A 22334-nucleotide genomic window follows, 5' to 3' on the forward strand; every position below is an offset into this window, starting at 1 on the left:
CACCTGTTCTTCAGCTTAGTGAAAGGGCACCCGGCGCGCTTGTCGCAGGGTGCCCCTCGTGGTCGTACGCGGCGCGTCAGTCCTCGCTGGGCGCCGCCGGCAGCTTGGCCTGGATCAGGTCCATCACCGTGGAGTCGGTGAGCGTCGTGACGTCACCGAGCTGCCGGTTCTCCGCGACGTCCCGCAGCAGCCGCCGCATGATCTTCCCGGAACGGGTCTTCGGCAGCTCCTGCACCGGCAGGACCCGCTTCGGCTTGGCGATCGGGCCGAGGGTGGCGCCGACGTGGTTGCGGAGGTCGGCGACGAGGTTCTCGTCCTCGGCGTTCGCCGTGCCGCGCAGGATCACGAACGCCACGATCGCCTGACCGGTGGTCTCGTCGGCCGCGCCGACCACGGCCGCCTCGGCGACGGACGGGTGCGAGACGAGCGCCGACTCCACCTCGGTCGTCGAGATGTTGTGGCCGGACACGAGCATCACGTCGTCGACGCGTCCGAGGAGCCAGATGTCCCCGTCGTCGTCCTTCTTCGCCCCGTCACCGGCGAAGTACTTGCCCTCGAACCGGGACCAGTAGGTGTCGAGGAACCGCTGGTCGTCGCCCCAGATGGTGCGCAGCATCGACGGCCACGGCTCGGTGAGGACGAGATAGCCACCGCCGCCGTTCGGTACCTCGTTCGCCTCGTCGTCGACGACGGTCGCGGAGATGCCCGGCAGCGGTGTCTGCGCGGAGCCCGGCTTGGTGGACGTCACACCGGGCAGCGGCGAGATCATCATCGCGCCGGTCTCGGTCTGCCACCAGGTGTCCACGATCGGCGTCGCGTCGCCCCCGATGTGCTTGCGGTACCAGATCCACGCCTCGGGGTTGATCGGCTCACCGACGGAACCGAGGACGCGCAGGGAGGACAGGTCGAACTTCGCGGGGATGTCGTCGCCCCACTTCATGAACGTACGGATGGCCGTGGGCGCCGTGTAGAGGATCGTCACCCCGTACTTCTGCACGATCTCCCAGAACCGCCCCTGGTGCGGGGTGTCCGGGGTGCCCTCGTACATCACCTGCGTCGCGCCGTTGGCCAGCGGCCCGTACACGATGTACGAGTGGCCGGTGACCCAGCCGACGTCGGCCGTGCACCAGTAGACGTCCGTCTCCGGCTTGAGGTCGAAGACGGAGTGGTGGGTGTACGAGGTCTGCGTCAGGTAGCCGCCGGAGGTGTGCAGGATGCCCTTGGGCTTCCCCGTGGTGCCGGACGTGTACAGGATGAACAGCGGGTGCTCGGCCCCGAAGGGCTGCGCGGTGTGCGCGCTGCTCTGCCGGTCCACGATCTCGTGCCACCACACGTCGCGTGAGTCGTCCCACGCGACGTCCTGGCCGGTGCGGCGGACGACGAGGACATGCTCGACGTTGCCCGCCTTGGCGACCGCCTCGTCCACGGCCGGCTTCAGCGCGGAGGGCTTGCCGCGGCGGTAGCCGCCGTCGGAGGTGATGACCACCTTCGCGTCCGCGTCCTGGATCCGGGTCGCGAGCGCGTCGGCGGAGAAACCGCCGAACACGACGGAGTGCGCGGCGCCGATCCGGGCGCAGGCGAGCATCGCCACGGCCGTCTCCGGGATCATCGGCATGTACACCGCGACCCGGTCGCCCGCCTGGACGCCCAGCTCCAGCAGGGCGTTCGCCGCCCTGCTCACCTCGTCCTTCAGCTGGGCGTAGGTGAGGGAGCGGCTGTCCCCGGGCTCGCCCTCGAAGTGGATGGCGACCCGGTCGCCGTTCCCGGCCTCGACATGCCGGTCCACGCAGTTGTACGCGACGTTCAACTCGCCGTCCGCGAACCACTTGGCGAACGGCGGGTTCGACCAGTCCAGCGTCTCGGTAGGCTTCTTGGCCCAGGTCAGCCGCCGGGCCTGAGCCGCCCAGAAGCCGAGCCTGTCCGCCCTGGCCCGTTCGTACGCCTCGGCCGTGACGTTGGCGTTCTCGGCCAGGTCAGCGGGCGGCGCGAAGCGACGCTCCTCCTTCAAGAGGTTGGCCAGGCTTTCGTTGCTCACGACATCTCCCTCGCGGTGCTTTGCCGGGGCGACCGTTGTGTCCCAGCCCACAGCTCATCAGACCCGGACCCCCGATGACAAGGGCCTTCCTCTGATTGGTTTAGACCTGTGGGCGGGTGGCCGTGCGGCCGCGACGCCACCCGTTCCCACGGACCGGAACGGAAATCGGTTCACGCGCGCGTGTCGTGCAGGACCGTCCCGGTCGGGTCGGGGTCGGGCTTGCCGCTCGTGCCGGTCGTGCCGGTCGTTCCGGCGACCTGGTCGAAGACTCCGCTCTCGGGTGCTGCCTCCGTGAGCAGATACGCCTGGGCCTCGCCCACGTGGAAGTACATCCCGTGCAGTTCGAGCGCGCCCGCGCGCAGGGCTCGGGCGACGGACTCGTGGGCTCTCAGATGCTCCAGCTGCTGGATGACGTTGGTCAGGCAGAGCTGTTCGATGGCGTCGGCCGGCTCGCGTCCGGCGAGGCGGGCCCAGGGGCGGTTCTTGTCGGTCGCCCGGTCCAGGCTGGGCCGGCCGTGCCGCAGCCAGCGCTTGAGCGGGGTCTGGGCGCCGTGCGGATCGGCCTTGAGCAGGGCCTGCATCGCACCGCAGCCGGAGTGCCCGCAGACCGTGATGGACCGGACGTTCAGCACCTCCACCGCGTACTCGATCGCCGCCGCCACCGAGTCGTCGCCGCTCTCCTCACCGGGCAGCGGCACGAGGTTGCCGACATTGCGGACGACGAAGAGGTCGCCGGGGCCGCTGGAGGTGATCATCGATGTGACCAGCCGGGAGTCGGCGCAGGTCAGGAAGAGCTGGGAGGGCTGCTGTCCCTCGCGCGCGAGGCGGGCCAGCTCCCCGCGCACCAGCGGGGCGGTGTTCCGCTGGAAGGCGCTGATGCCGCGCGCCAGCTGATGGCTGTTCGGGCCCTCGGCGGCTTCCTCCTCGGGTGTGCCCGCGGTCGGGGTGGCCGGGGCCTCGCACTGGTGGTTCCGCCAGGGCGTCCAGGGGCGGCAGCGGCAATTGGCCGCCGAGGCACCGGCGGGTTCGGAGATACGGGTGCCCGCGCGGCCGGTGATCTCCACCGAGCCGCCGTGCGCGTGGTGCGCGTGCTGCCAGTCCTGCAGCGACTCGTACGCCGCGTGGTCCATGAACGACCCGTCCAGCTCCACGACGACGGTGGCCCCCTGGGGGACCTGGTGCAGGGCGCGGCTGAGGCGGGGCACGGCCAGGAACGTCAACTGCCCTCGTACATGGACGTGATGGACGCCCTCCCTCTCCTCATGGGTGATCCGGGTGCGGGTGAGCCGGTGCAGGGCGACACCGACGGCCACGGCGATGCCGAGCGCGACGCCTTCCAGGACGCCCAGGGCGACGACGCCGAGGGTGGTGACCGCGTAGACCAGCACTTCGCGGTGGCGGGTGACCGTGCGGATGTGGTGCAGGGAGACCATCTGGACCCCGACGGCCATCACCAGGGCGGCGAGTGAGGCGAGGGGGATCAGCTCCAGGCAGGGGACCAGGAGCAGTGCGGCCGCCACCACCCAGACGCCGTGCAGCATCGTGGAGTTGCGGCTGATGGCGCCCGCGCGGACGTTGGCCGTGCTGCGGACGGCGACGCCGGCGATGGGCAGGCCGCCGAGGATGCCGGAGACGACGTTGGCAGCGCCCTGGCCGCGCAGCTCGCGGTCGAGGTCCGAGCGCCGTACGTCGGTCCGGCCCGCCGCCAGCTTGTCCATGGCGACGGCGCCCAGGAGCGACTGCACGCTGCAGACCAGGGTGGTGGTGAGGACGGCGGCGGCCAGGCCGAGCACCGGTCCGTCGGGCACTCCCGCCAGGGCGTGGCTCCGCCAGGACGGCAGGTCGACCTTGGGCAGGCTCAGCGCCGCGAGCGAGGCGGTCGCCGTGGCGCCTGCGACGGCGACCAGGGCTGCCGGGATCGTGCGCAGCTGCCGGCCGAGGCGGCCGGGGAGCCGGGGCCAGGCGAGCAGCAGGACGAGGGTGAGGGCGCTCACGGAGACCGCGGCGGGATGCAGATGTGCCAACTGGGCGGGCAGGGCCCCGATGTTGGCGGCGACCGAACTCTGCGGGGTGCCGCCGAGCACGATGTGGAGCTGGGCGACGGCGATGGTGACGCCGATGCCGGCGAGCATGCCGTGCACGATCGCGGGGCTGACGGCCAGTGCCGAGCGGGCCACGCGCAGGTGGGCCAGGCCCAGTTGGGACAGGCCGGCGAAGACGGTGATGGCGCAGGTGGTGCGCCAGCCGTACTGGTGGATGAGGTCGGCGGTGACGACGGTGAGACCGGCCGCCGGACCACTGACCTGGAGGGGGGAGCCGCCCAGGCGGCCGGCGACGAGACCGCCGACGGCGGCGGCGACGAGGCCGGCCTGGAGCGGGGCGTCGGTGGCGAGGGCGATGCCCAGGGACAGGGGAAGGGCGATCAGGAAGACCGCGACGGAGGCGGACAGGTCGGCGGCCGAAATACGGAACCGGCGACGCGGCCCCTCCGGGGGGCTGTGCGGTCGGTGATCACGCTCCGTCCGGTTCGTCGGGTCCGGGTCGGTGGCGTGGGTGGGGACACAGGCGGACATGTTCTCCCGTCTCCGTTCAGCGGCGGGATTTTCTCAACACTCAGTAAACGAATCGTAATGCAGAGTAAAGGCTGCGCAAGAACATAAGCCGCAAATAGGTCATTAGATCACTCGTGGGAGTGAATGAAGCATTTCATCGGCTTGTCGTATTAATCATGATCGGAACTCTGTGTGACCTTGGCGGCTCTGCCTCCGAGCGAAGGAAGAAGGTGGGCGGAAGATGGCCGTCACCCAGAGGATCGCCGTCGGTGTCACGCTCGCCGCGACATGTGCCGCGGCCCTCGCCGGATGCGGGATCGGTGAACCGACGGGCACCGTCGGCCCGCCCGGCGCGAAGAAGGCCGAGAAGGAGGGCGGGCAGGGCCTGTCGGCCACGAAGGAGGGTGTCCCGGCGCCGCCGAAGGCCGCGGTCCGGCTGATCGGTGACGGCTCCACCGCGTACACCGGTGCGCAGCCGCACCTGCCCCGGCCCGAGCGGCTGAAGCCCGGTCAGAAGCCCCCGCAGTTCGTGGTGTTCTCCTGGGACGGCGCGGGCGAGGACAGCCAGCGGCTCTTCTCGCACTTCCGCAAGGTGGCCCGGGACAACGACGCGACCATGACGTACTTCCTCAGCGGTGTGTACATGCTGCCGGAGGAGAAGCGGGACCTCTACCGCCCGCCCCAGCACTCACCGGGCCGTTCGGACATCGGCTTCAACGACGTCCGCGGAATCAAGGACACCGTGGACCAGCTGCGCGGCGCGTGGCTGGAGGGCGACGAGATCGGCACGCACTTCAACGGCCACTTCTGCGGCCCCGGCGGCGTCGGCGAGTGGTCGGTCGAGGAGTGGAAGAGCGAGATCTCCCAGGCCAAGTCGTTCGTGAAGGCGTGGAAGACCAACACGGGCTCGGGACGGGCCGAGCCGCTGCCCTTCGACTACGACAAGGAGCTGATCGGCGCCCGGACGCCCTGCCTGGAAGGCCAGAAGAACTTCATGCGGGCCGCCCGCGAACTGGGCTTCCGCTACGACACCAGCGGCGTCAGGGACCAGGTCTGGCCCGAGAAGGACGACGGACTGTGGGACCTGTCGATGCAGCTCGTCCCCGTCCCCGGACGGGACTTCGAGACGCTGACCATGGACTACAACTTCTATGTGAACCAGTCCGGAGCCCGCGCGGGGGCGGAGGGCAGACGGGAGCACTGGGGCGACCAGTTCCGTGACGGCCTGCTCGCCGGCTTCGAGCGCGCCTACGAGGGCAACCGCGCGCCCCTGATCATCGGCAACCACTTCGAGTCCTGGAACGGCGGCGTCTACATGCGTGCCGTCGAGGAGACCATCGAGGCGGTCTGCGGCAAGGCCGAGGTGCGCTGCGTCTCCTTCCGGCAACTCGCCGACTGGCTCGACGCCCAGGACCCGAAGGTCCTGGACAGGCTGCGCACCCTCGGAGTCGGTCAGGCGCCGAAGAAGGGGTGGAAGAACTTCCTGTCCGCCGGACCGGCACCGGCCCCGAAGGGGGTTCCCGGAGCTCCGGCGGCCAAGCCGTAGCCGCACTCACACGGCGGCGGCGACCTCTTCGCCGAGCACGAACCCGGGGTCGATCTGGGCGGCCAGGTCGGCCCCGGTCCGTTCGTTGCCCCAACTGGTCGCGTTCTTCAGGTGGAAGTGCTCCGTCTGACGGGTGTAGCGCTCCCAGTCCCGCAGCTCGTACATGGCGTCCGCGGCGTCGTGCAGGGCGCGCAGGGACCGGTGGTTGGCCTCCTCCAGGTGCTCGAAGCGCGGCGGGCGGCCCTTCTCCAGGGCGCGCACCCAGTCCGAGTGCCCGAAGGCGACCAGCAGGTCGTCCCCGACCTCGGCGTGGAGGAAGTCGAGATCCTCCTGACCGTGCACCTTGTTGCCGACGACCCTCAGGGCGACGCCGTAGTCGGCGGCGTACTCCTTGTACTGGCGGTAGACGGAGACCCCCCTCCGGGTCGGCTCGGCGACGAGGAACGTCATGTCGAAGCGGGTGAACATGCCGGAGGCGAAGGAGTCCGAACCGGCCGTCATGTCGACCACCACGTACTCGTCGCGGCCGTCCACCAGGTGGTTCAGATACAGCTCCACCGCGCCCGTCTTGGAGTGGTAGCAGGCGACCCCGAGGTCGGCGTCGGTGAAGGGGCCGGTGACCATCAAACGGACGGCCCCGCCGTCGAGTTCCACCGGGCGGGCGCAGGCGTCGTAGATCGCGTTGGGCTCGCGGACCCGCACCAGGCGTGAGCCGTCGCCGGGCGGGGTGGTCTTGATCATCGTCTCGGCGGAGGTGATCCGCGGATTGGAGCCGCGCAGATGGTTCTTGATCAGCGCCAGCCGGTCGCCCATCGCGGGCAGTTCGGCGGCCTCCGTCTCGTCGAGGCCGAGAGCGGCGCCCAAGTGCTGGTTGATGTCGGCGTCGATGGCGACGACCGGCGCCCCTGAGGCGGCGAGATGGCGGACGAACAGCGAGGACAGCGTGGTCTTGCCACTCCCGCCCTTCCCGACGAAAGCAATTTTCATGTTCACTAACGGTAGTGGGGTGAGTGCCAAGGGTGTCCACGCGGTGGCGGAAGACCACTCCTTCGAGGGGGACGGGGCCGGTGCGCGTAGGGTCGTACTCATGAGTACGACAGGTGCGGCCGCCGATCCGCTCGCGGCCCTGGGAGAGCTTCCCGGCGTGGCCGGCTCCGTGGAGTCGGTGCGCAGGTCCGTGGACCGGGTCTACGGCCACCGCGTCATGCGACGCCGCAGCAACGCGGTCACCTCCGAGGCGGCCCTGCGCGGCGCGCGCGGCTCGGCGGCGCTCTCCGGCGCCGACTGGGCCCTCGAAGAGGTGCGCCGCCGCAGCGACTTCAGCGGCCAGGACGGCGACGACGAGGCCCGTGCCATGGGGGCCGCGCTGCGGCTGACCGCCGAGGCCGGCCAGTTGCTGTCGATCTGGCGGCAGTCGCCCCTGCGGGTGCTGGCCCGGCTGCATCTGGTGGCGGCCGGCAGCGACGACGCGCGCGTGGGACGTCCGCGACAGGACGGCGAGCCCGTCGACGAGCCGCTCGTCGAGCTGCCGCTGCCCGGCGCCGCCGAGGTCGCGGGCCGTCTCGACGGCCTCTCCGAGCTGATCATCAAGGGCAGTTCGGCCCCCGCCCTGGTGACCGCCGCCGTCGTCCACGGCGAACTGCTCGCCCTGCGGCCCTTCGGTTTCCACAACGGCCTCGTCGCGCGCGCGGCCGAGCGGATCGTCCTGATCGGCAGCGGCCTCGACCCCAAGTCGGTCTGCCCGGCGGAGGTCGGTCACGCGGAACTGGGCCGCGCCGCCTACCTGGCCGCCCTCGACGGCTATGTCTCCGGCACCCCGGAGGGGATGGCCTCCTGGATCGCCCACTGCGGCAGGGCGATCGAGCTGGGCGCGCGCGAGTCGACGGCTGTGTGCGAGGCGCTGCAGCGCGGGGCGGCGTAACGCCCGGGAAGCCGCCGAGGCGGGCGACGGGGAACCCCGGAAAAGGGTTGCGGCGGTACGAGAATTCGTACCGCCGCTGGCATGTCCACCCGGTTACCAAGCGTCCTCGAAATATGCCCATCAGGCCGGGAACTATGGCCCGTGACCTGGTGCGGCTGGCCCGTAATCGACGGGTCGACGTCGCGTGGGTGCCCGGTGTTCATGCTAGGTCCGTGGGGCCAAAATGAGTATTAAAGGTGATCCTCTCGGATGTCCTTTGGTCTCGCGGGCCTTGAATCCTTTCTACTCCAGGACCGGGGTAAGCGGAACCCCTCGCTGTGCTTCTTTACTTTTAGGTTCAAAGAGGGTCATTCGGCCGCCGCTGTGCGAGACCCCGGCTCAGGCGGTCGCCACCCGCCGCCGGCTCGCGTACCAGACGAGGCCCGCGGTGGCCGCCGCGGCGCCTATGGCGGCGGCCGCGAGCAGCGCGGGCCGCGGCCGTACCGCCAGGCGCTGCTTGAGACGTACCGGGCGGTGGAAGTCGAGAATGGGCCACCCGCGCGCGAGGGCCTCCTTGCGCAGCGTCCGGTCCGGATTCACCGCGTGCGGATGCCCCACGGCCTCCAGCATCGGCAGATCGGTCGCCGAGTCGCTGTACGCGTAGCAGTGCGCGAGGTCGTACTCCTCGGACTCGGCCAGCTCCCGGATCGCCTCCGCCTTGGTCGGACCGTAGGCGTAGTACTCCACCTCGCCGGTGAAGCAGCCGTCGTCGCCGACGACCATCCGGGTCGCCACCACCCGGTCCGCGCCGAGGAGTTCGCCGATCGGCTCGACCACCTCGGCGCCGGACGTGGAGACGATGACGACGTCCCGTCCGGCGACGTGGTGCTCCTCGATGAGGGAGGCGGCCTCGTCGTAGATGATCGGGTCGATCAGGTCGTGCAGGGTCTCGGCGACGATGTCCTTCACCTGCTGGACGTTCCAGCCCCGGCACAGCGCGGACAGATACTTCCGCATCCGCTCCATCTGGTCGTGGTCGGCGCCGCCCGCGAGGAACACGAACTGGGTGTACGCCGTCCGCAGGGCGTCCCTGCGGTTGATCAGGCCGCCTTGGTAGAACGACTTGCTGAACGTGAGCGTGCTCGACTTCGCAATGACCGTCTTGTCCAGGTCAAAGAAGGCCGCTGTGCGGGGCAAGGAGTGGTTTTCCACGAGGCCGAGCATATGCGCCCGCCATTCGGGCTAGTGTGGGGCGCGTGGGTTTGCCTGAGAGGCCTCTCGGGTACACCATGGAAGTCACGGATCGTTCGCGACCGTGCTAACGCGGCCCGGCTCCTCCCCCCCCGAGTCGGCCGTGAAGACGACCCCCACTCTCCCCCCCGGTGGGGGTCGTCGCATGTCCGGGTGCGTTTTCCCCACCTCCTGCCGGCCCGCCGGGCGCCTTCGTGCCCCTGCGGGCTTTCCTCTGCCCCCACCCAGGATTCGTCACCATACGTAGTCGTCGGGATGCGCTGTGGCAGCCGTTCCGGAGTCGCCTGTTCGGGTGACGGCGATATTCACAAGCGCCGAGTTGTCCACAGTTATCGACCAAGATCCACACGATTTCCGGCTTCGCTGCACCGTGATTCCAGCGCGTCCCGACGGCGGCGAGTTCATGGCCGGTTCCGTTTCCCGGATGCGTACGGCCGGTTTCCGTCGGCCGCCCCAATGGCGGCCGATCACCGGTTCTTCACACAGGACTTGAACACGGGCGCCCGGAACACACGGCGCCGCGTGGACATGAGCGAAGGGGGCTGGGGATCGTGGCGGGAGCCATCACCCATGACCGGCGGTCCGCCGCCGAAGGGCGGCAGGGCAGGCCGCTGATCGTCACCGAGGACGTGGAGCTGCTGGACGACCTGCTGCGCCTGTGCGCGGCGGCGGGGGCCCGGCCGGAGGTCCACCACGGACTGCCTCAGGGCCGGGGCCGGTGGGAGGCGGCACCGCTCGTGCTCGTCGGGGACGATGCCGCGCGGCGGTTGCGCGGGGCCGCGCGCAGACGAGGAGTGGTGCTCGTCGGCAGGGACCAGGACGACTCCGGGGTCTGGCAGCGGGCCGTGGAGATCGGCGCCGATCACGTCCTGATGCTGCCGGACGGCGAACAGTGGCTCGTCGACCGCATCGCCGACGTGGCGGAGGGCGTCGGCAGGCCCGCGCTCACCGTCGGCGTGATCGGCGGCCGGGGCGGGGCCGGGGCGTCCACCCTGGCCTGCGCGCTCGCCGTCACCTCCGCGCGGCAGGGCACGCGCACCCTCCTCGTGGACGCCGACCCGCTGGGCGGCGGCCTGGACGTCCTCCTCGGCGGCGAGAGCGCCGACGGACTGCGCTGGCCGGCCTTCGCCGCCTCACGCGGCCGGGTCGGCGGCGGAGCCCTGGAGGAGTCCCTGCCCGAAGTGCACTCGCTGCGCGTCCTCAGCTGGGACCGCGGCGACGCCGTCGCCGTCCCGCCCCAGGCCGTGCGGGCGGTCCTCGCGGCGGGCCGGCGGCGCGGCGGCGCGGTCGTCGTCGACCTGCCGCGCCGCATCGACGAAGGCGTCGCCGAGGCCCTCGCCCAGCTCGACCTCGGACTCCTGGTCGTGCCCGCGGAGCTGCGCGCCGTCGCCGCCGCCTCACGGGTCGCCTCCGCCTACGGCATGGTCCTGCGGGACCTCCGCGTCGCGGTCCGCGGACCGTACGCCCCCGGCCTCGACGACCACGAAGTGGCCCGCCTGCTGAAGCTGCCGCTCGCGGGCGAAGTGCCCACCGAGACCGGCCTGCCGGACGGCGGAAAACCACCGGGAGGCGTTCCCCGCGGGCCGCTCGCGCGGTTCTGCGAGGGCTTCTGGGAGCGGGTGGCGGTCAGGGGTGAGGCGGCGTGAAGCGCGTGCGGGAGGACCGGCCTGCGGGCGGGGAACCCGCGGGCGGTGCCTCGATCGGGGGATGGCGTCCGGTGAAGGAGATGTCCGACGACGGGCTGCTGGACGGCGTCCGGCAGTGGCTCGTCGAGAGCGGGGCCGAGCCGACGCCCGCGCGGGTGGCGCAGGCGCTGCGGGAGCGGGGGAGGGTGCTCGGGGACGCCGAGGTGCTCGGGGCGGCCGAGCGGTTGCGGTCGGAGCTGGTGGGGAGCGGACCGTTGGAGCCGCTCCTCGCCGACCCGTCGGTCACCGATGTGCTGGTGTCGGCGCCCGACCGGGTGTGGGTGGACCGGGGCGGCGGCCTCGAACTGACCGGGATCGCCTTCCCGGACGCGGCGGCCGTACGACGCCTCGCACAGCGCCTGGCGGCCGTCGCCGGACGCCGGCTGGACGACGCCCGGCCCTGGGTGGACGCCCGGCTTCCGGACGGCACCCGGCTCCACGCGGTGCTCCCACCGGTGGCCGTCGGCTCCACCTGCCTGTCCCTGCGGGTCGTACGGCCCCGCGCTTTCACCCTCGCCGAACTGGTGGCGGCGGGCACGGTTCCGCCCGGCGGCGACCGCGTCCTGCGGGCGCTGATCCGCTCCCGGCTGTCGTACGTCATCAGCGGCGGGACCGGGACCGGCAAGACCACGCTCCTGAGCGCGCTGCTCGGCCTGGTCGACCCCGGCGAGCGGATCGTGCTGGCCGAGGACTCGGCGGAGCTGCGGCCCGACCATCCGCATGTGGTGCGGCTGGAGGGCAGACCGGCCAACCAGGAGGGCGTCGGCCTCGTCGAGCTGCAGGACCTCGTACGGCAGGCGCTGCGGATGCGCCCGGACCGGCTCGTGGTCGGCGAGGTGCGCGGAAGCGAGGTCGTCTCGCTGCTGGCCGCGCTCAACACCGGCCACGAGGGCGGCTGCGGGACTTTGCACGCCAACGCCGCGGGACAGGTGCCGGCCCGGCTGGAGGCCCTCGGGACGGCCGCCGGGCTCGACCGGGCCGCGCTGCACAGCCAGGTGGCGGCCGCCTTGTCCGTGGTCCTGCACCTCGTACGGGACCGGGACGGGCGGCGCCGGATCGCCGAGGCGCATGTGCTGGAGCGGGACGCCTCGGGGCTGGTGGTGACCGTGCCCGCGCTCCGCTGGGGCGAGGAGGCGTTCGTGTACGAGCGGGGGTGGGAGCGGTTGCGGGGGCTGCTGCGGGGCGGGTCGCACGGCCGGGGCGACGGGTTCACGGACGGGGCGCGTGTGCGGGCCGACGGCTCGCCGGAAGGGAGTGAGCGGTGACGACGGGGGTCGGGGAGGTCTCGGGGGTGGTGGCGGTGATGTGCGCCGGGGCGGCGGCCTGGATGTCGGACGAGGGGCGGGGCGCCGGGTTGCGGCGGGCGCGGTCCTTGCTGCCCGGGGACGGGACGCAGGGGCCACCGCTCCGGGAGCGGATGGCCGGCCGGGTGCGGGCGCTGGGGGCCGAGTGGTGGGCGGCGGTGGCCGGGGTGGTGATCGGCGTGCTGGGGGCCTCGGTGCTGCCGGTGCTCGCGGGGGCGGTCGCGGTGCCGTTGCTGGGGCGGGTGCGGAGGGCCGCGGAGGAGCGCCGGGTCCGGGAGCGGCGGGGCGGTGCCGTGGTCGCGCTGTGCTCGGCGCTCGCCGGGGAGGTACGGGCCGGGCGGCAGCCGGGCGAGGCGCTGTCCCGGGCCGTGCGGGACTCCGGAGGGCTCGGGGAGGCCGAGGCGGTGGTACTGGCCGCGGCGCGGTTCGGCGGGGACGTGCCGGGTGCGCTGGCGGACGCGTCACGGCGACCGGGTGCCGAGGGGTTGCTGGGGCTCGCCGCGTGCTGGCGGGTGGCGGTCGACCGGGGCGCGGGCCTCGCCGCCGGGCTCGAGCGGCTGGAGGGCGCGCTGCGCGCCGAGCGGGACCAGCGGGCCGACCTGCGCGCCCAGTTGGCCGGCGCCCGGTCGACGGCGGTGATGCTCGCCGGGCTCCCGGTCCTGGGGCTCCTGCTGGGCTCCGCGCTCGGCGCCGACCCCCTGCACGTGGTGCTGCACAGCACGGCGGGGATGGGCTGTCTGCTCGTCGGCGGGGTGCTGGAGGGCGCGGGGCTGTGGTGGGCGCTGCGGATCGTACGGGGAGCTGAGGCGGCGTGAGCGGCGAGGTCGTCCACAGGCTGGGGGCGGTGGTGTGTGTGCTCGCGGCCCTGTGGTGGTCGGCCCGGTCGTTCGTCACCGCCCGGCGCGAGCGCCGGCTCCGCGCCCGGCTGGCCGCCGTGCTCGCCCTCGCGGCGGAGCCGCCCCGGCGCAACCTCGTGCCACAGGGTGCCGTTCGGCGATGGCTGCCGGTCGCCGGGGCGGTCTGTGCCGGGTGGGTGCTGGTCGGCGGTCCGTCGGGACTGCTGATGGGTTCGGCGGCCGGGGTCGGGGCCTGGCTGTGGCTGCGGCGGGCACGGCGCGCGGGCGGAGATCCCGTGGAGGCGTACGACGCCGCGGCGGCCGCCCGTCAGCTGCCTCTCGCCGCCGATCTGCTGGCCGCCTGCATCACCGCCGGGGCGAGCCCTGTGACGGCCGCCCAGGCCGTCGGAGAGGCCCTGGGAGGCCCGGTGGGCGAGCGGCTCGCCAGAGGGGCGGCACAGGCACGGCTCGGTGGCGAACCGGCCGAGGCGTGGCGCTCGTTGGCGGCCCTCCCCGGCGCCCGGCCCCTGGCACGGCTTCTGGAACGGGCCGACGAGTCAGGGGTGCCCGCCGCCTCCCCCGTCGCCCGCCTCGCGGCCGAGGCCCGCGCCGAGTGGGGCCGCTCGGCGACGGAGCGAGCGCGCCGGGCCGCCGTGATGGTCACCGCACCGGTGGGGCTGTGTTTCCTGCCCGCCTTCATCGCGGTGGGCGTGCTGCCGGTGGTGATCGGGCTGGCGGACGGGTTGTTGGGAGGGGGTGGCAGATGAGGGGGCGGAGATGAGGCGGCGGTGACCAGAGACCAGTGATCAGTAGTCAGCAGTGGCCAAGAGCAGTCGGTGACCGGCAACCGGTCAGAAACTCACGGGGGTTGAGATGTCCAAGGCAGTGACGGTAGTGACAGCGGTGAAGACCGTGCGGGACGTGGTCCGGGATCGGGTGGTGCGTGCCGTGCTGTGCCGGGTGCGGGCGGCGCGGAGGGACGCGGGGATGGTGACCTCCGAGTACGCGGTGGGGATCATCGCGGCGGTGGCCTTCGCTGCGGTGCTCTACAAGGTCGTGACCAGCGGGCAGGTCCAGGCGGAGCTGCAGCAGATCGTCGGGCGGGCCCTCAATGGCGGGGCGTGAGCCGGGTCGGTGCCGTAGGGCGCTGAGAGGCGACCAGGGGTTCGTGACAGCCGAGGCGGCCATAGCCCTGCCCGTGCTGGTTCTGCTCGCCACGGCGCTGGTGTGGGGTCTGCTTGCCGCCTGTGCGCAGATCCAGGTCGTGGACGCCGCCCGGGCCGGGGCCCGGGCGGCAGCCCGGCAGGACCCGTCGGCCGAGGTCGTGGCGGTGGCCCGGGAGGCGGCGCCGGACGGGGCCGAGGTGAGCGTGGGCCGGGAGGGCGACCTCGTACGGGTCGTGGTCTCGGCCCGGGCGCCGGGGCCGAGGGGGCTGGGGCTCGACCTCAGCCATACGGCTGTGGCGCTGGCGGAGGAGACGGTGGGTGCGGTCGGGATGGCCGCGGGGGAGGGGGTGAGGGCCGGGTGAGCGGGTTGCTGGGGGTCCGCCTGTGGGCGCGTACACCCCGGTCGGTCAGGTGGGCCAGGTGGGCCAGACGGGTCCGATGGGTGCAATGGGTGCGTTCCGTCCGCTCCGACCGTTCCGACCGTTCCATCCGTTCGGACAGGGGGTCGGCGACCGTCTGGGCCGTAGGGGCGATGGCGGTGCTGTGTGCCGTGTTCGGTGCGGTACTCGCTCTGGGGCAGGCGCTGGTGATCCGGCATCAGGCGGCTGCCGCGGCCGATCTCGCGGCTCTCGCTGCCGCCGACCACTGGACGAAGGGCAGCGAGGGCGCCTGTGCGACGGCGGAACGGGTGGCGAGGGCCCAGGGCGGTCGGGTCGTGCGCTGTGCGGTCGAGGGGGAGATCTCGGACCTCACGGCGGCCTCGGGGGCGGGCCCGCTGACCGTCGAGGTGAGGGCACGGGCCGGACCACCGGGACCGGTTGTCCCGGCACCGGAGTGAGGGGCGAGTCCTTCGGGCCTCAAGGAACCTGGCCCTCCGGCGGAGCGTCCGGTGCTGAGCGGAGGAGTTCGGTCAGCAGGCGTACGGCGCCGCGCTTGTGCAACGGATCGTTGCCGTTGCCGCACTTGGGGGACTGGATGCAGGACGGGCAGCCGGCGTCGCACTCGCAGGAGGAGATGGCCTGGCGGGTGGCGGTGAGCCAGGCGCGGGCCGTGTGGAAGGCGCGCTCGGCGAAGCCCGCGCCGCCGGGGTGGCCGTCGTAGACGAAGACCGTCGGGAGCAGGGTGTCCGGGTGGAGCGGGACCGAGACGCCGCCGATGTCCCAGCGGTCGCAGGTCGCGAAGAGGGGCAGCATGCCGATCGAGGCGTGTTCGGCGGCGTGCAGGGCGCCGCCGAGGATCTCGGGGTTGATCCGGGCCGCGTCCAACTGGTCCTCGGTGACGGTCCACCAGACGGCGCGGGTGCGCAGGGTACGAGGGGGGAGATCGAGTTTGGACTCGCCGAGCACCTCGCCGGTGATGAGGCGGCGGCGGAGGAAGGAGACGACCTGGTTGGTGACTTCGACGGAGCCGTAGCACAAGCGGCCGTCGCCCCAGGGGACTTCGGTGTCGGTCTCCAGGACGGAGATGGCGGTGGTGTCGCGGGCGACCGTCGAGTAGGGCGGGTCGGCCTGTTCGACGAGGGCCACCGAGTCGTCCAGGTCCAGGTCGCGCACCAGGTAGGTGCGGCCCTGGTGCAGGTGGACCGCGCCCTCGTGGACGGTGGTGTGGGCGGCGCCGGCGTCGACCGTGCCGAGGAGGCGGCCCGTGCCGGTCTCGACGACCTGGACGGGGCGTCCGCCCTGGCCCCGGATGTCGGCGAGGTCGGCGGCCCGTTCGCGGCGGGTCCAGTGCCAGGCCTTGGCTCGGCGGCGGAGCAGCTTCGCGGCCTCCAGCTGGGGCAGCAGGTCCTCGCAGGCGGGGCCGAAGAGGGCGAGGTCCTCGTCCGTCAGGGGGTGTTCCGCGGCGGCGGCACAGAGATGGGGGGCGAGGACGTACGGGTTGTCGGGATCGAGGACGGTCGATTCCACCGGTTGGTCGAACAAGGCCTCCGGGTGGTGGACCAGGAAGGTGTCCAGCGGGTCGTCGCGGGCGACGAGGACGGCGAGGGCGCCCTGGCCGGCGCGTCCGGCGCGGCCGGCCTGTTGCCAGAGGGAGGCGCGGGTGCCCGGGTAGCCGGCGATGAGGACGGCGTCCAGGCCGGAGATGTCGATGCCGAGTTCGAGGGCGGTGGTGGCGGCGAGGCCGAGGAGTTCGCCGGAGTGGAGGGCGCGTTCGAGGGCGCGGCGTTCCTCGGGGAGGTAGCCGCCGCGGTAGGCGGCGACGCGGCGGGCGAGGGAGCGGTCGACCTCCGCCAGGCGCTCCTGGGCGATCACGGAGATCAGTTCGGCGCCGCGCCGGGAGCGGACGAAGGCGACCGAGCGGACGCCCTGGACGGTCAGGTCGGTGAGCAGGTCGGCGGTCTCGGCGGTGGCCGTACGCCGTACGGGGGCGCCCTTCTCGCCGTGCAGTTCGGTGAGCGGGGGCTCCCAGAGGGCGAACACCAGTTCACCACGGGGTGAGGCGTCGTCCGCGACCTCGGTGACCGGGACGCCGGTGAGGCGGCGGGCGGCGACCGAGGGCTCGGCGGCGGTGGCGGAGGCGAGGAGGAAGACGGGTTCGGCGCCGTAGCGGGCGCAGAGGCGGCGCAGACGGCGCAGTACCTGGGCGACGTGGGAGCCGAAGACGCCGCGGTAGGTGTGGCACTCGTCGATGACGACGTACTTGAGGGCGCGCAGGAAGGAGGACCAGCGGGGGTGGGAGGGCAGGATCCCGAGGTGGAGCATGTCGGGGTTGGTGAGGACGTAGTTGGCGTACTGGCGGATCCACTCGCGTTCCTCGACGGGGGTGTCGCCGTCGTACACGGCCGGGCGTACGGCGTTTCCCAGAGGTTGTGAAAGTTCTTTCACGGAGCGGCGCTGGTCTGCCGCGAGGGCCTTGGTGGGGGCCAGGTAGAGGGTGGTCGCGCCACGGCCGTTGGGGGCCTCGGAGCCGTCCAGGAGGCGGGAGAGGACCGGGACGAGGTAGGCCAGCGACTTGCCGGAGGCGGTGCCGGTGGCGACGACGACCGACTCGCCGTCCAGCGCGTGCTCGGCGACGCGTGCCTGGTGGGCCCAGGGATGTTCGATTCCCGCGTGCTGCACGGCGGCGACCACTTCCGGTCGGATCCGGTCGGGCCAGACGGCATGGCGACCCGCGCGCGGGGGCACATGCTCCGTATGAGTGATGCGCGAAGCCCGGCTCGGGCCCGAGGCGAGCCGGTCCAGGACCGTGCCCGGCGAGGGGCTGGAGGCGGTGTCCGTCGGGGATCGATCGGATCGGTGATTCTTGGCCATCGGCATCGAGTGTGTCACCGGCGTGACGGACAATGGAGCCAAGGCGTCGTGCACGCCTGCCGGTAAGTGATTGAATGCCATCGCGGCTGGCGAACCGTCCCGGGGGCTTTCAAGCCGAGGTGTCCCGAGGGGCGAACGCTCGATAGCAAGGTGCTGGAGGATCCGTGGACCTGTCCCTGTCGACCCGTACCGTCGGCGATCGTACGGTCGTCGAGGTCGGTGGCGAAATCGACGTTTATACCGCGCCCAAGCTGCGTGAGCAGCTGGTCGAGCTGGTCAACGACGGGAGTTTCCACCTCGTCGTCGACATGGAGGGCGTCGACTTCCTCGACTCCACCGGGCTCGGCGTGTTGGTGGGCGGACTGAAGCGCGTACGGGCCCATGAGGGCTCGCTGCGTCTGGTGTGCAACCAGGAGCGGATTTTGAAGATCTTCCGCATCACCGGTCTGACCAAGGTGTTCCCGATTCACACCTCGGTCGACGAAGCGGTGGCTGCCACCGACTGATCGTGCCCGCCCGGGCCCGGCGCCCGGAACGGCAAGAGACAAGTGAGGGGGGACCGGGCCCGACGGCCCGGCCCTTCGACAGCACGCCCGTAGTTCCGAGGGGGATGCATGGCCACCGTTGAACTCCGCTTCAGCGCGCTGCCCGAGCACGTCAGGACCGCCCGACTGGTGGCGGCAGCGGTGGCGCGCAGGGCCGGAGTGGACGAGGCCGTCCTCGACGAGGTCAGGTTGGCCGTCGGCGAGGCGTGCACCCGTGCCGTCGGACTGCATCAGAGCAGCGGCATCTCGGCACCGGTGCGGGTGTCGCTGATCGAGGAGGAGAAGCAGTTCTCCATCGAGGTCGGTGACGAGGCGCCGCACGCCGTGCCCGGTGACGGGTCGTCGGGTGCCGGTGGCGCGGACGCCGAGATCGAGGAGGACGACATGGGCCTCGCGGTCATCAGCGGCCTCGTCGACGACGTCGAGGTCTCGGCCGGGGAGAACGGCGGACTGATCCGTATGACCTGGCCGACGACACCGTCGGTCGCGGTCCTGCCCTGATCGTCTCCGTCCTGATCGTCTCCGTCCCGATCTTCTCAACTTCATGTAGTACCGCTCCACGTAGTACCGCGAGGGCCCTGCTGAGCAGGGCCCTTCGTGTTTTCTCGGCAGCTATTCCGATCACCGTTCATCGGAACACCGGAATTCGTGAAGGAATTCACGATCATTCACGTGATAATTGATCAAGTGTCAATGCCTTTGAGGCGTTACTTCTTTCGAGTAGCGTGGACGGGCGCGGATCATTTGCTGAAGAGCATGTGAAGGCCAATTCCGTTTCCCGCGCACTGTTTTGATCAGGTGCACCTCCCTACAATCCGTCCACATCTTGAGCTCAGCCCAAGCGTCAAGGAGGACGAATGGCGGGGCTTTCTACCCCTCAAAGTTTTGACCACACCGCGAACTTCGCAGCCGCGGTACTGACCGACGACAACCGGATCATCGTCATGCTCATCGGCGTCGTGGCCCTGGCCGCGCTCGCCGTCGCCGGGGTCCTGGTGCGCCAGGTGCTCGCGGCGGGCGAGGGCACCGACAGCATGAAGAAGATCGCGACGGCCATCCAGGAAGGCGCCAACGCCTATCTGGCACGGCAGTTGCGCACGCTCGGCGTATTCGCCGTCGTCGTGTTCTTCCTGCTCATGCTGCTTCCCGCCGACGACTGGAATCAGCGCGCCGGACGATCGGTGTTCTTCTTGATCGGCGCGGCGTTCTCGGCGGCCACCGGCTATATCGGTATGTGGCTCGCCGTGCGCAGCAATGTGCGCGTCGCCGCGGCGGCCCGGGAAGCGACACCGGCGGAAGGCGAGCCGGAAAAGGATCTCACCGCCGTCTCGCACAAGGCGATGAAGATCGCATTTCGCACCGGCGGCGTCGTCGGCATGTTCACGGTGGGGCTCGGCCTTCTCGGCGCGTCCTGCGTGGTCCTCGTCTACGCGGCCGACGCGCCGAAGGTGCTGGAGGGCTTCGGCCTCGGGGCCGCGCTCATCGCCATGTTCATGCGAGTCGGCGGCGGCATCTTCACCAAGGCCGCCGACGTCGGCGCCGACCTGGTCGGCAAGGTCGAGCAGGGCATCCCGGAGGACGACCCGCGCAATGCCGCGACCATCGCCGACAACGTGGGCGACAACGTCGGCGACTGCGCCGGCATGGCGGCCGACCTCTTCGAGTCGTACGCCGTGACGCTCGTCGCCGCGCTGATCCTCGGCAAGGCGGCGTTCGGCGACTCCGGGCTCGCGTTCCCGCTGATCGTGCCCGCGATCGGTGTGCTCACCGCGATGATCGGCATCTTCGCGGTGGCCCCCCGCCGCACCGACCGCAGCGGTATGTCGGCCATCAACCGCGGCTTCTTCATCTCCGCGGTGATCTCGCTGGTGCTCGTCGCCATCGCCGTCTACGCCTACCTGCCGTCCTCGTACGCCGACCTCGAAGGCGTCACGGACACGGCGATCGCGGGCCACGACGGCGACCCGCGGGTCCTCGCGGTCCTCGCGGTGGCCATCGGCATCCTGCTCGCGGCGCTGATCCAGCAGTTGACCGGCTACTTCACCGAGACCACCCGGCGTCCCGTGAAGGACATCGGCAAGAGTTCGCTGACCGGCGCGGCCACCGTCGTCCTCGCCGGTATCTCCATCGGTCTCGAATCGGCCGTCTACACCGCCCTGTTGATCGGCCTCGGCGTGTACGGGGCGTTCCTGCTCGGCGGTACGTCGATCATGCTGGCGCTGTTCGCGGTGGCGCTGGCCGGTACCGGTCTGCTCACCACGGTCGGTGTCATCGTCGCCATGGACACCTTCGGGCCGGTCTCCGACAACGCGCAGGGCATCGCCGAGATGTCCGGTGACGTCGAGGGCGCCGGCGCGCAGGTGCTCACCGACCTGGACGCCGTCGGCAACACCACCAAGGCCATCACCAAGGGCATCGCCATCGCCACGGCCGTCCTCGCCGCCGCCGCGCTCTTCGGCTCGTACCGGGACGCGATCCTCACGGCCGCGAACGACGTCGGGGAGAAGGTCTCCGGTGAAGGCGCGCCCATGAACCTGATGATGGACATCTCGCAGCCCAACAACCTGGTCGGGCTCGTCGCGGGCGCCGCGGTCGTCTTCCTCTTCTCGGGGCTGGCGATCAACGCGGTCGCGCGGTCGGCCGGTTCGGTGGTCTACGAGGTGCGGCGGCAGTTCCGTGAGCGGCCCGGGATCATGGACTACACCGAACAGCCGGAGTACGGCCGGGTCGTCGACATCTGCACCAAGGACGCCCTGCGGGAGCTGGCCACGCCCGGCCTGCTCGCCGTCATGGCGCCCATCGCGATCGGGTTCACGCTCGGGGTCGGCGCGCTCGGCGCGTATCTCGCCGGCGCGATCGGGACGGGGACGCTGATGGCGGTGTTCCTCGCCAACTCCGGTGGCGCGTGGGACAACGCGAAGAAGCTCGTCGAGGACGGCCATCACGGGGGCAAGGGCAGCGAGGCCCATGCCGCGACCGTCATCGGCGACACCGTCGGCGACCCGTTCAAGGACACGGCGGGACCGGCCATCAACCCGCTGCTGAAGGTGATGAACCTCGTCGCGCTGCTCATCGCGCCCGCGGTCGTCCAGTTCAGCTACGGCGAGGACAAGAGCGTCGCCCTGCGCGTCGCCATCGCGGTGGCCTCGATCGCCGTGATCGTCGTGGCGGTGTACGTGTCCAAGCGGCGCGGGATCGCCGTGGGTGACGAAGGCAACTCCGAGCGGGTGGCCAAGTCGGCGGATCCAGCGGTGGTTTCGTAGACGGTCTTACGACCGGGCCTGCGAGGGTCCTGTTCAAGGGGCGGGCGGGCGGCGCGTGTTGACGCGCCGGCCGCCCGCCCTTGTCCGTGCCCGCGGTCTCCGTGAGCCTTCTCTCTCTTGGTGCAAACGGTTACAAAAGGTGCACGGGGGGTGCTCGGCACACAGGTGGCTCCCATTCGGCGTGTATGTTCCGGGGCCGAGAGCCATGGAAGGGACCAATCCGGTGAACAAGAAGCTCGCGGCCGCACTGTCCGGCGGTGCGGTACTGGTGATGGCGCTGTCCGGCTGCGGCGGCGACGACGAGACGAACGACAAGCTGAACTCCTGGGCCAAGGAGGTCTGCGACTCCGTACAGCCGCAGATCAAGAAGATCGCGGCGGCCAACGCCTCGATCCAGAAGGAGACCTCGGACGACAGCGCACCGGCGGACGTGCAGAAGGCCGACTCCCAGGGCTTCCAGGACATCTCCGACGCCTACAAGGCGATGGCGACGGCCATTCAGCAGGCCGGTGCGCCGGACGTCGAGGACGGCGCGAAGAAGCAGAAGGCCGCGGTCGCCGAGCTGAACCAGCTGTCCACGGCGTACGGGGAGCTGAAGAAGAAGTCGGACGCGCTCAACACGAAGGACCAGGCGAAGTTCGCGGACGGGCTCGAAGGGGTCGCGACCGAGCTGGAGAAGCTGAGCAAGACCGGGAGCGACGCGCTCAAGGAGCTGGAGAAGGGGGAGGTCGGGCAGGCGATGGCCGAGCAGCAGAGCTGCAAGTCGGCGACGACCTCCGGGGCGGCTTCGGCGCCCGCCGTGCCCACGGGGAGCTGAGCGGGGCGGGTTCCGCGGCGCGGCGGCCACGAGGTGCCGCCGCGCCCGCCTGTGCCACCCGTGCCCACCCGTGCCACCTGCGCCCACCCGTGCCCGCCCGTGACGCCCCTGGCGGCACGACCGCCCGCGGCCACGGCGAGAGCGCCGTCCGCGACTGAGCCGGGGCGTGCCGCGCGACTACGC

18 protein-coding genes are annotated in these 22334 nt (G+C 71.6%); 13 read left to right on the forward strand and 5 right to left on the reverse strand.

Annotation, left to right across the window (positions count from 1 at the left end):
• Positions 1-76: 76 nt before the first annotated feature.
• Positions 77-2035, reverse strand: coding sequence for an acetate--CoA ligase (gene acs / locus J8M51_RS36040; protein ID WP_086752051.1), 1959 nt, complete (start codon positions 2033-2035; stop codon positions 77-79).
• A 170-nt stretch (positions 2036-2205) separates the two neighbouring features.
• Entirely contained in the window at positions 2206-4608 is a 2403-nt protein-coding gene (locus J8M51_RS36045; protein ID WP_086752052.1) for a SulP family inorganic anion transporter, read from the reverse strand.
• Positions 4609-4828: 220 nt separating this feature from the next.
• Here J8M51_RS36045 and J8M51_RS36050 point away from each other — a divergent pair, with 220 nt between their 5' ends.
• Entirely contained in the window at positions 4829-6133 is a 1305-nt protein-coding gene (locus J8M51_RS36050) for a polysaccharide deacetylase family protein (RefSeq protein WP_086752054.1), read from the forward strand.
• A gap of 6 nt (positions 6134-6139) precedes the next feature.
• On the opposite strand, the gene J8M51_RS36055 is transcribed toward J8M51_RS36050, so the two are convergent.
• A complete protein-coding gene (locus J8M51_RS36055; RefSeq protein WP_086752055.1) occupies positions 6140-7120 on the reverse strand; it encodes an ATP-binding protein in 981 nt (326 codons plus the stop codon).
• Between the two features lie 100 nt (positions 7121-7220).
• Here J8M51_RS36055 and J8M51_RS36060 point away from each other — a divergent pair, with 100 nt between their 5' ends.
• Positions 7221-8054 carry a Fic family protein gene (locus tag J8M51_RS36060; RefSeq protein WP_267299778.1) on the forward strand — a complete coding sequence of 278 codons (834 nt, stop codon included), beginning with the start codon at positions 7221-7223 and terminating at the stop codon, positions 8052-8054.
• A gap of 378 nt (positions 8055-8432) precedes the next feature.
• Here the strand turns inward: J8M51_RS36060 and J8M51_RS36065 are convergent, their stop codons facing one another.
• Positions 8433-9257 carry an HAD family hydrolase gene (locus J8M51_RS36065; protein WP_086764495.1) on the reverse strand — a complete coding sequence of 275 codons (825 nt, stop codon included), beginning with the start codon at positions 9255-9257 and terminating at the stop codon, positions 8433-8435.
• Positions 9258-9835: 578 nt separating this feature from the next.
• On the opposite strand from J8M51_RS36065, the gene ssd reads away from it, so the two are divergent.
• The 7 genes from ssd to J8M51_RS36100 all read left to right on the forward strand — a co-directional run bounded on the left by ssd (position 9836) and on the right by J8M51_RS36100 (position 15113).
• Positions 9836-10930 carry a septum site-determining protein Ssd gene (gene ssd / locus J8M51_RS36070; RefSeq protein ID WP_086764498.1) on the forward strand — a complete coding sequence of 365 codons (1095 nt, stop codon included), beginning with the start codon at positions 9836-9838 and terminating at the stop codon, positions 10928-10930.
• A gap of 80 nt (positions 10931-11010) precedes the next feature.
• Positions 11011-12234, forward strand: coding sequence for a TadA family conjugal transfer-associated ATPase (locus tag J8M51_RS36075; RefSeq protein ID WP_086764501.1), 1224 nt, complete (start codon positions 11011-11013; stop codon positions 12232-12234).
• Complete coding sequence (locus J8M51_RS36080; RefSeq protein ID WP_267299779.1) at positions 12231-13088, forward strand: type II secretion system F family protein; 858 nt, start codon at positions 12231-12233, stop codon at positions 13086-13088. Before J8M51_RS36075 ends, J8M51_RS36080 begins: the two co-directional genes overlap by 4 nt.
• Positions 13085-13876, forward strand: coding sequence for a type II secretion system F family protein (locus J8M51_RS36085; protein WP_267299780.1), 792 nt, complete (start codon positions 13085-13087; stop codon positions 13874-13876). The genes J8M51_RS36080 and J8M51_RS36085 overlap by 4 nt, the downstream gene beginning before the upstream one ends.
• Positions 13877-13982: 106 nt before the next feature.
• The gene (locus J8M51_RS36090; protein ID WP_086765043.1) at positions 13983-14234 is read left to right on the forward strand and encodes a DUF4244 domain-containing protein; all 252 of its coding nucleotides are present in this window, start codon (positions 13983-13985) and stop codon (positions 14232-14234) included.
• Positions 14221-14637 (forward strand): TadE family type IV pilus minor pilin, encoded by a 417-nt coding sequence (locus tag J8M51_RS36095; RefSeq protein ID WP_267299781.1) that lies wholly within the window; start codon positions 14221-14223, stop codon positions 14635-14637. The genes J8M51_RS36090 and J8M51_RS36095 overlap by 14 nt, the downstream gene beginning before the upstream one ends.
• A gap of 89 nt (positions 14638-14726) precedes the next feature.
• Positions 14727-15113, forward strand: coding sequence for an Rv3654c family TadE-like protein (locus tag J8M51_RS36100; RefSeq protein WP_317853002.1), 387 nt, complete (start codon positions 14727-14729; stop codon positions 15111-15113).
• Positions 15114-15132: 19 nt separating this feature from the next.
• On the opposite strand, the gene J8M51_RS36105 is transcribed toward J8M51_RS36100, so the two are convergent.
• Positions 15133-17607 (reverse strand): DEAD/DEAH box helicase, encoded by a 2475-nt coding sequence (locus J8M51_RS36105; RefSeq protein ID WP_179203527.1) that lies wholly within the window; start codon positions 17605-17607, stop codon positions 15133-15135.
• Between the two features lie 83 nt (positions 17608-17690).
• On the opposite strand from J8M51_RS36105, the gene bldG reads away from it, so the two are divergent.
• The 4 genes from bldG to J8M51_RS36125 all read left to right on the forward strand — a co-directional run bounded on the left by bldG (position 17691) and on the right by J8M51_RS36125 (position 22151).
• Positions 17691-18032, forward strand: coding sequence for an anti-sigma factor antagonist BldG (gene bldG, locus J8M51_RS36110; RefSeq protein WP_005475923.1), 342 nt, complete (start codon positions 17691-17693; stop codon positions 18030-18032).
• Between the two features lie 108 nt (positions 18033-18140).
• On the forward strand, positions 18141-18572 hold the full coding sequence (locus tag J8M51_RS36115; protein WP_086764138.1) for an ATP-binding protein: 432 nt from the start codon (positions 18141-18143) through the stop codon (positions 18570-18572).
• A 356-nt stretch (positions 18573-18928) separates the two neighbouring features.
• Positions 18929-21334: a sodium-translocating pyrophosphatase gene (locus tag J8M51_RS36120; protein WP_086764140.1), complete on the forward strand. Its 2406-nt coding sequence runs from the start codon at positions 18929-18931 to the stop codon at positions 21332-21334.
• Positions 21335-21539: 205 nt separating this feature from the next.
• Positions 21540-22151, forward strand: a complete 612-nt coding sequence (locus J8M51_RS36125) for a small secreted protein (RefSeq protein ID WP_086764142.1) — start codon at positions 21540-21542, stop codon at positions 22149-22151.
• Positions 22152-22334: the final 183 nt, after the last annotated feature.

Origin of the sequence: Streptomyces griseiscabiei (genome assembly GCF_020010925.1) — a bacterium.
GTDB classification, from domain to species: domain Bacteria; phylum Actinomycetota; class Actinomycetes; order Streptomycetales; family Streptomycetaceae; genus Streptomyces; species Streptomyces griseiscabiei.

What these genes read in the sequence shown, in the direction of transcription:
- J8M51_RS36045 (WP_086752052.1), bottom strand. Translation starts at nt 4,608, where the DNA reads ATGTCCGCCTGTGTCCCCACCCACGCCACCGACCCGGACCCGACGAAC.
- J8M51_RS36050 (WP_086752054.1), top strand. Translation starts at nt 4,829, where the DNA reads ATGGCCGTCACCCAGAGGATCGCCGTCGGTGTCACGCTCGCCGCGACA.
- J8M51_RS36055 (WP_086752055.1), bottom strand. Translation starts at nt 7,120, where the DNA reads ATGAAAATTGCTTTCGTCGGGAAGGGCGGGAGTGGCAAGACCACGCTG.
- J8M51_RS36060 (WP_267299778.1), top strand. Translation starts at nt 7,221, where the DNA reads ATGAGTACGACAGGTGCGGCCGCCGATCCGCTCGCGGCCCTGGGAGAG.
- J8M51_RS36065 (WP_086764495.1), bottom strand. Translation starts at nt 9,257, where the DNA reads ATGCTCGGCCTCGTGGAAAACCACTCCTTGCCCCGCACAGCGGCCTTC.
- J8M51_RS36075 (WP_086764501.1), top strand. Translation starts at nt 11,011, where the DNA reads ATGTCCGACGACGGGCTGCTGGACGGCGTCCGGCAGTGGCTCGTCGAG.
- J8M51_RS36090 (WP_086765043.1), top strand. Translation starts at nt 13,983, where the DNA reads ATGTCCAAGGCAGTGACGGTAGTGACAGCGGTGAAGACCGTGCGGGAC.
- J8M51_RS36095 (WP_267299781.1), top strand. Translation starts at nt 14,221, where the DNA reads ATGGCGGGGCGTGAGCCGGGTCGGTGCCGTAGGGCGCTGAGAGGCGAC.
- J8M51_RS36105 (WP_179203527.1), bottom strand. Translation starts at nt 17,607, where the DNA reads ATGGCATTCAATCACTTACCGGCAGGCGTGCACGACGCCTTGGCTCCA.
- J8M51_RS36115 (WP_086764138.1), top strand. Translation starts at nt 18,141, where the DNA reads ATGGCCACCGTTGAACTCCGCTTCAGCGCGCTGCCCGAGCACGTCAGG.
- J8M51_RS36120 (WP_086764140.1), top strand. Translation starts at nt 18,929, where the DNA reads ATGGCGGGGCTTTCTACCCCTCAAAGTTTTGACCACACCGCGAACTTC.
- J8M51_RS36125 (WP_086764142.1), top strand. Translation starts at nt 21,540, where the DNA reads ATGGAAGGGACCAATCCGGTGAACAAGAAGCTCGCGGCCGCACTGTCC.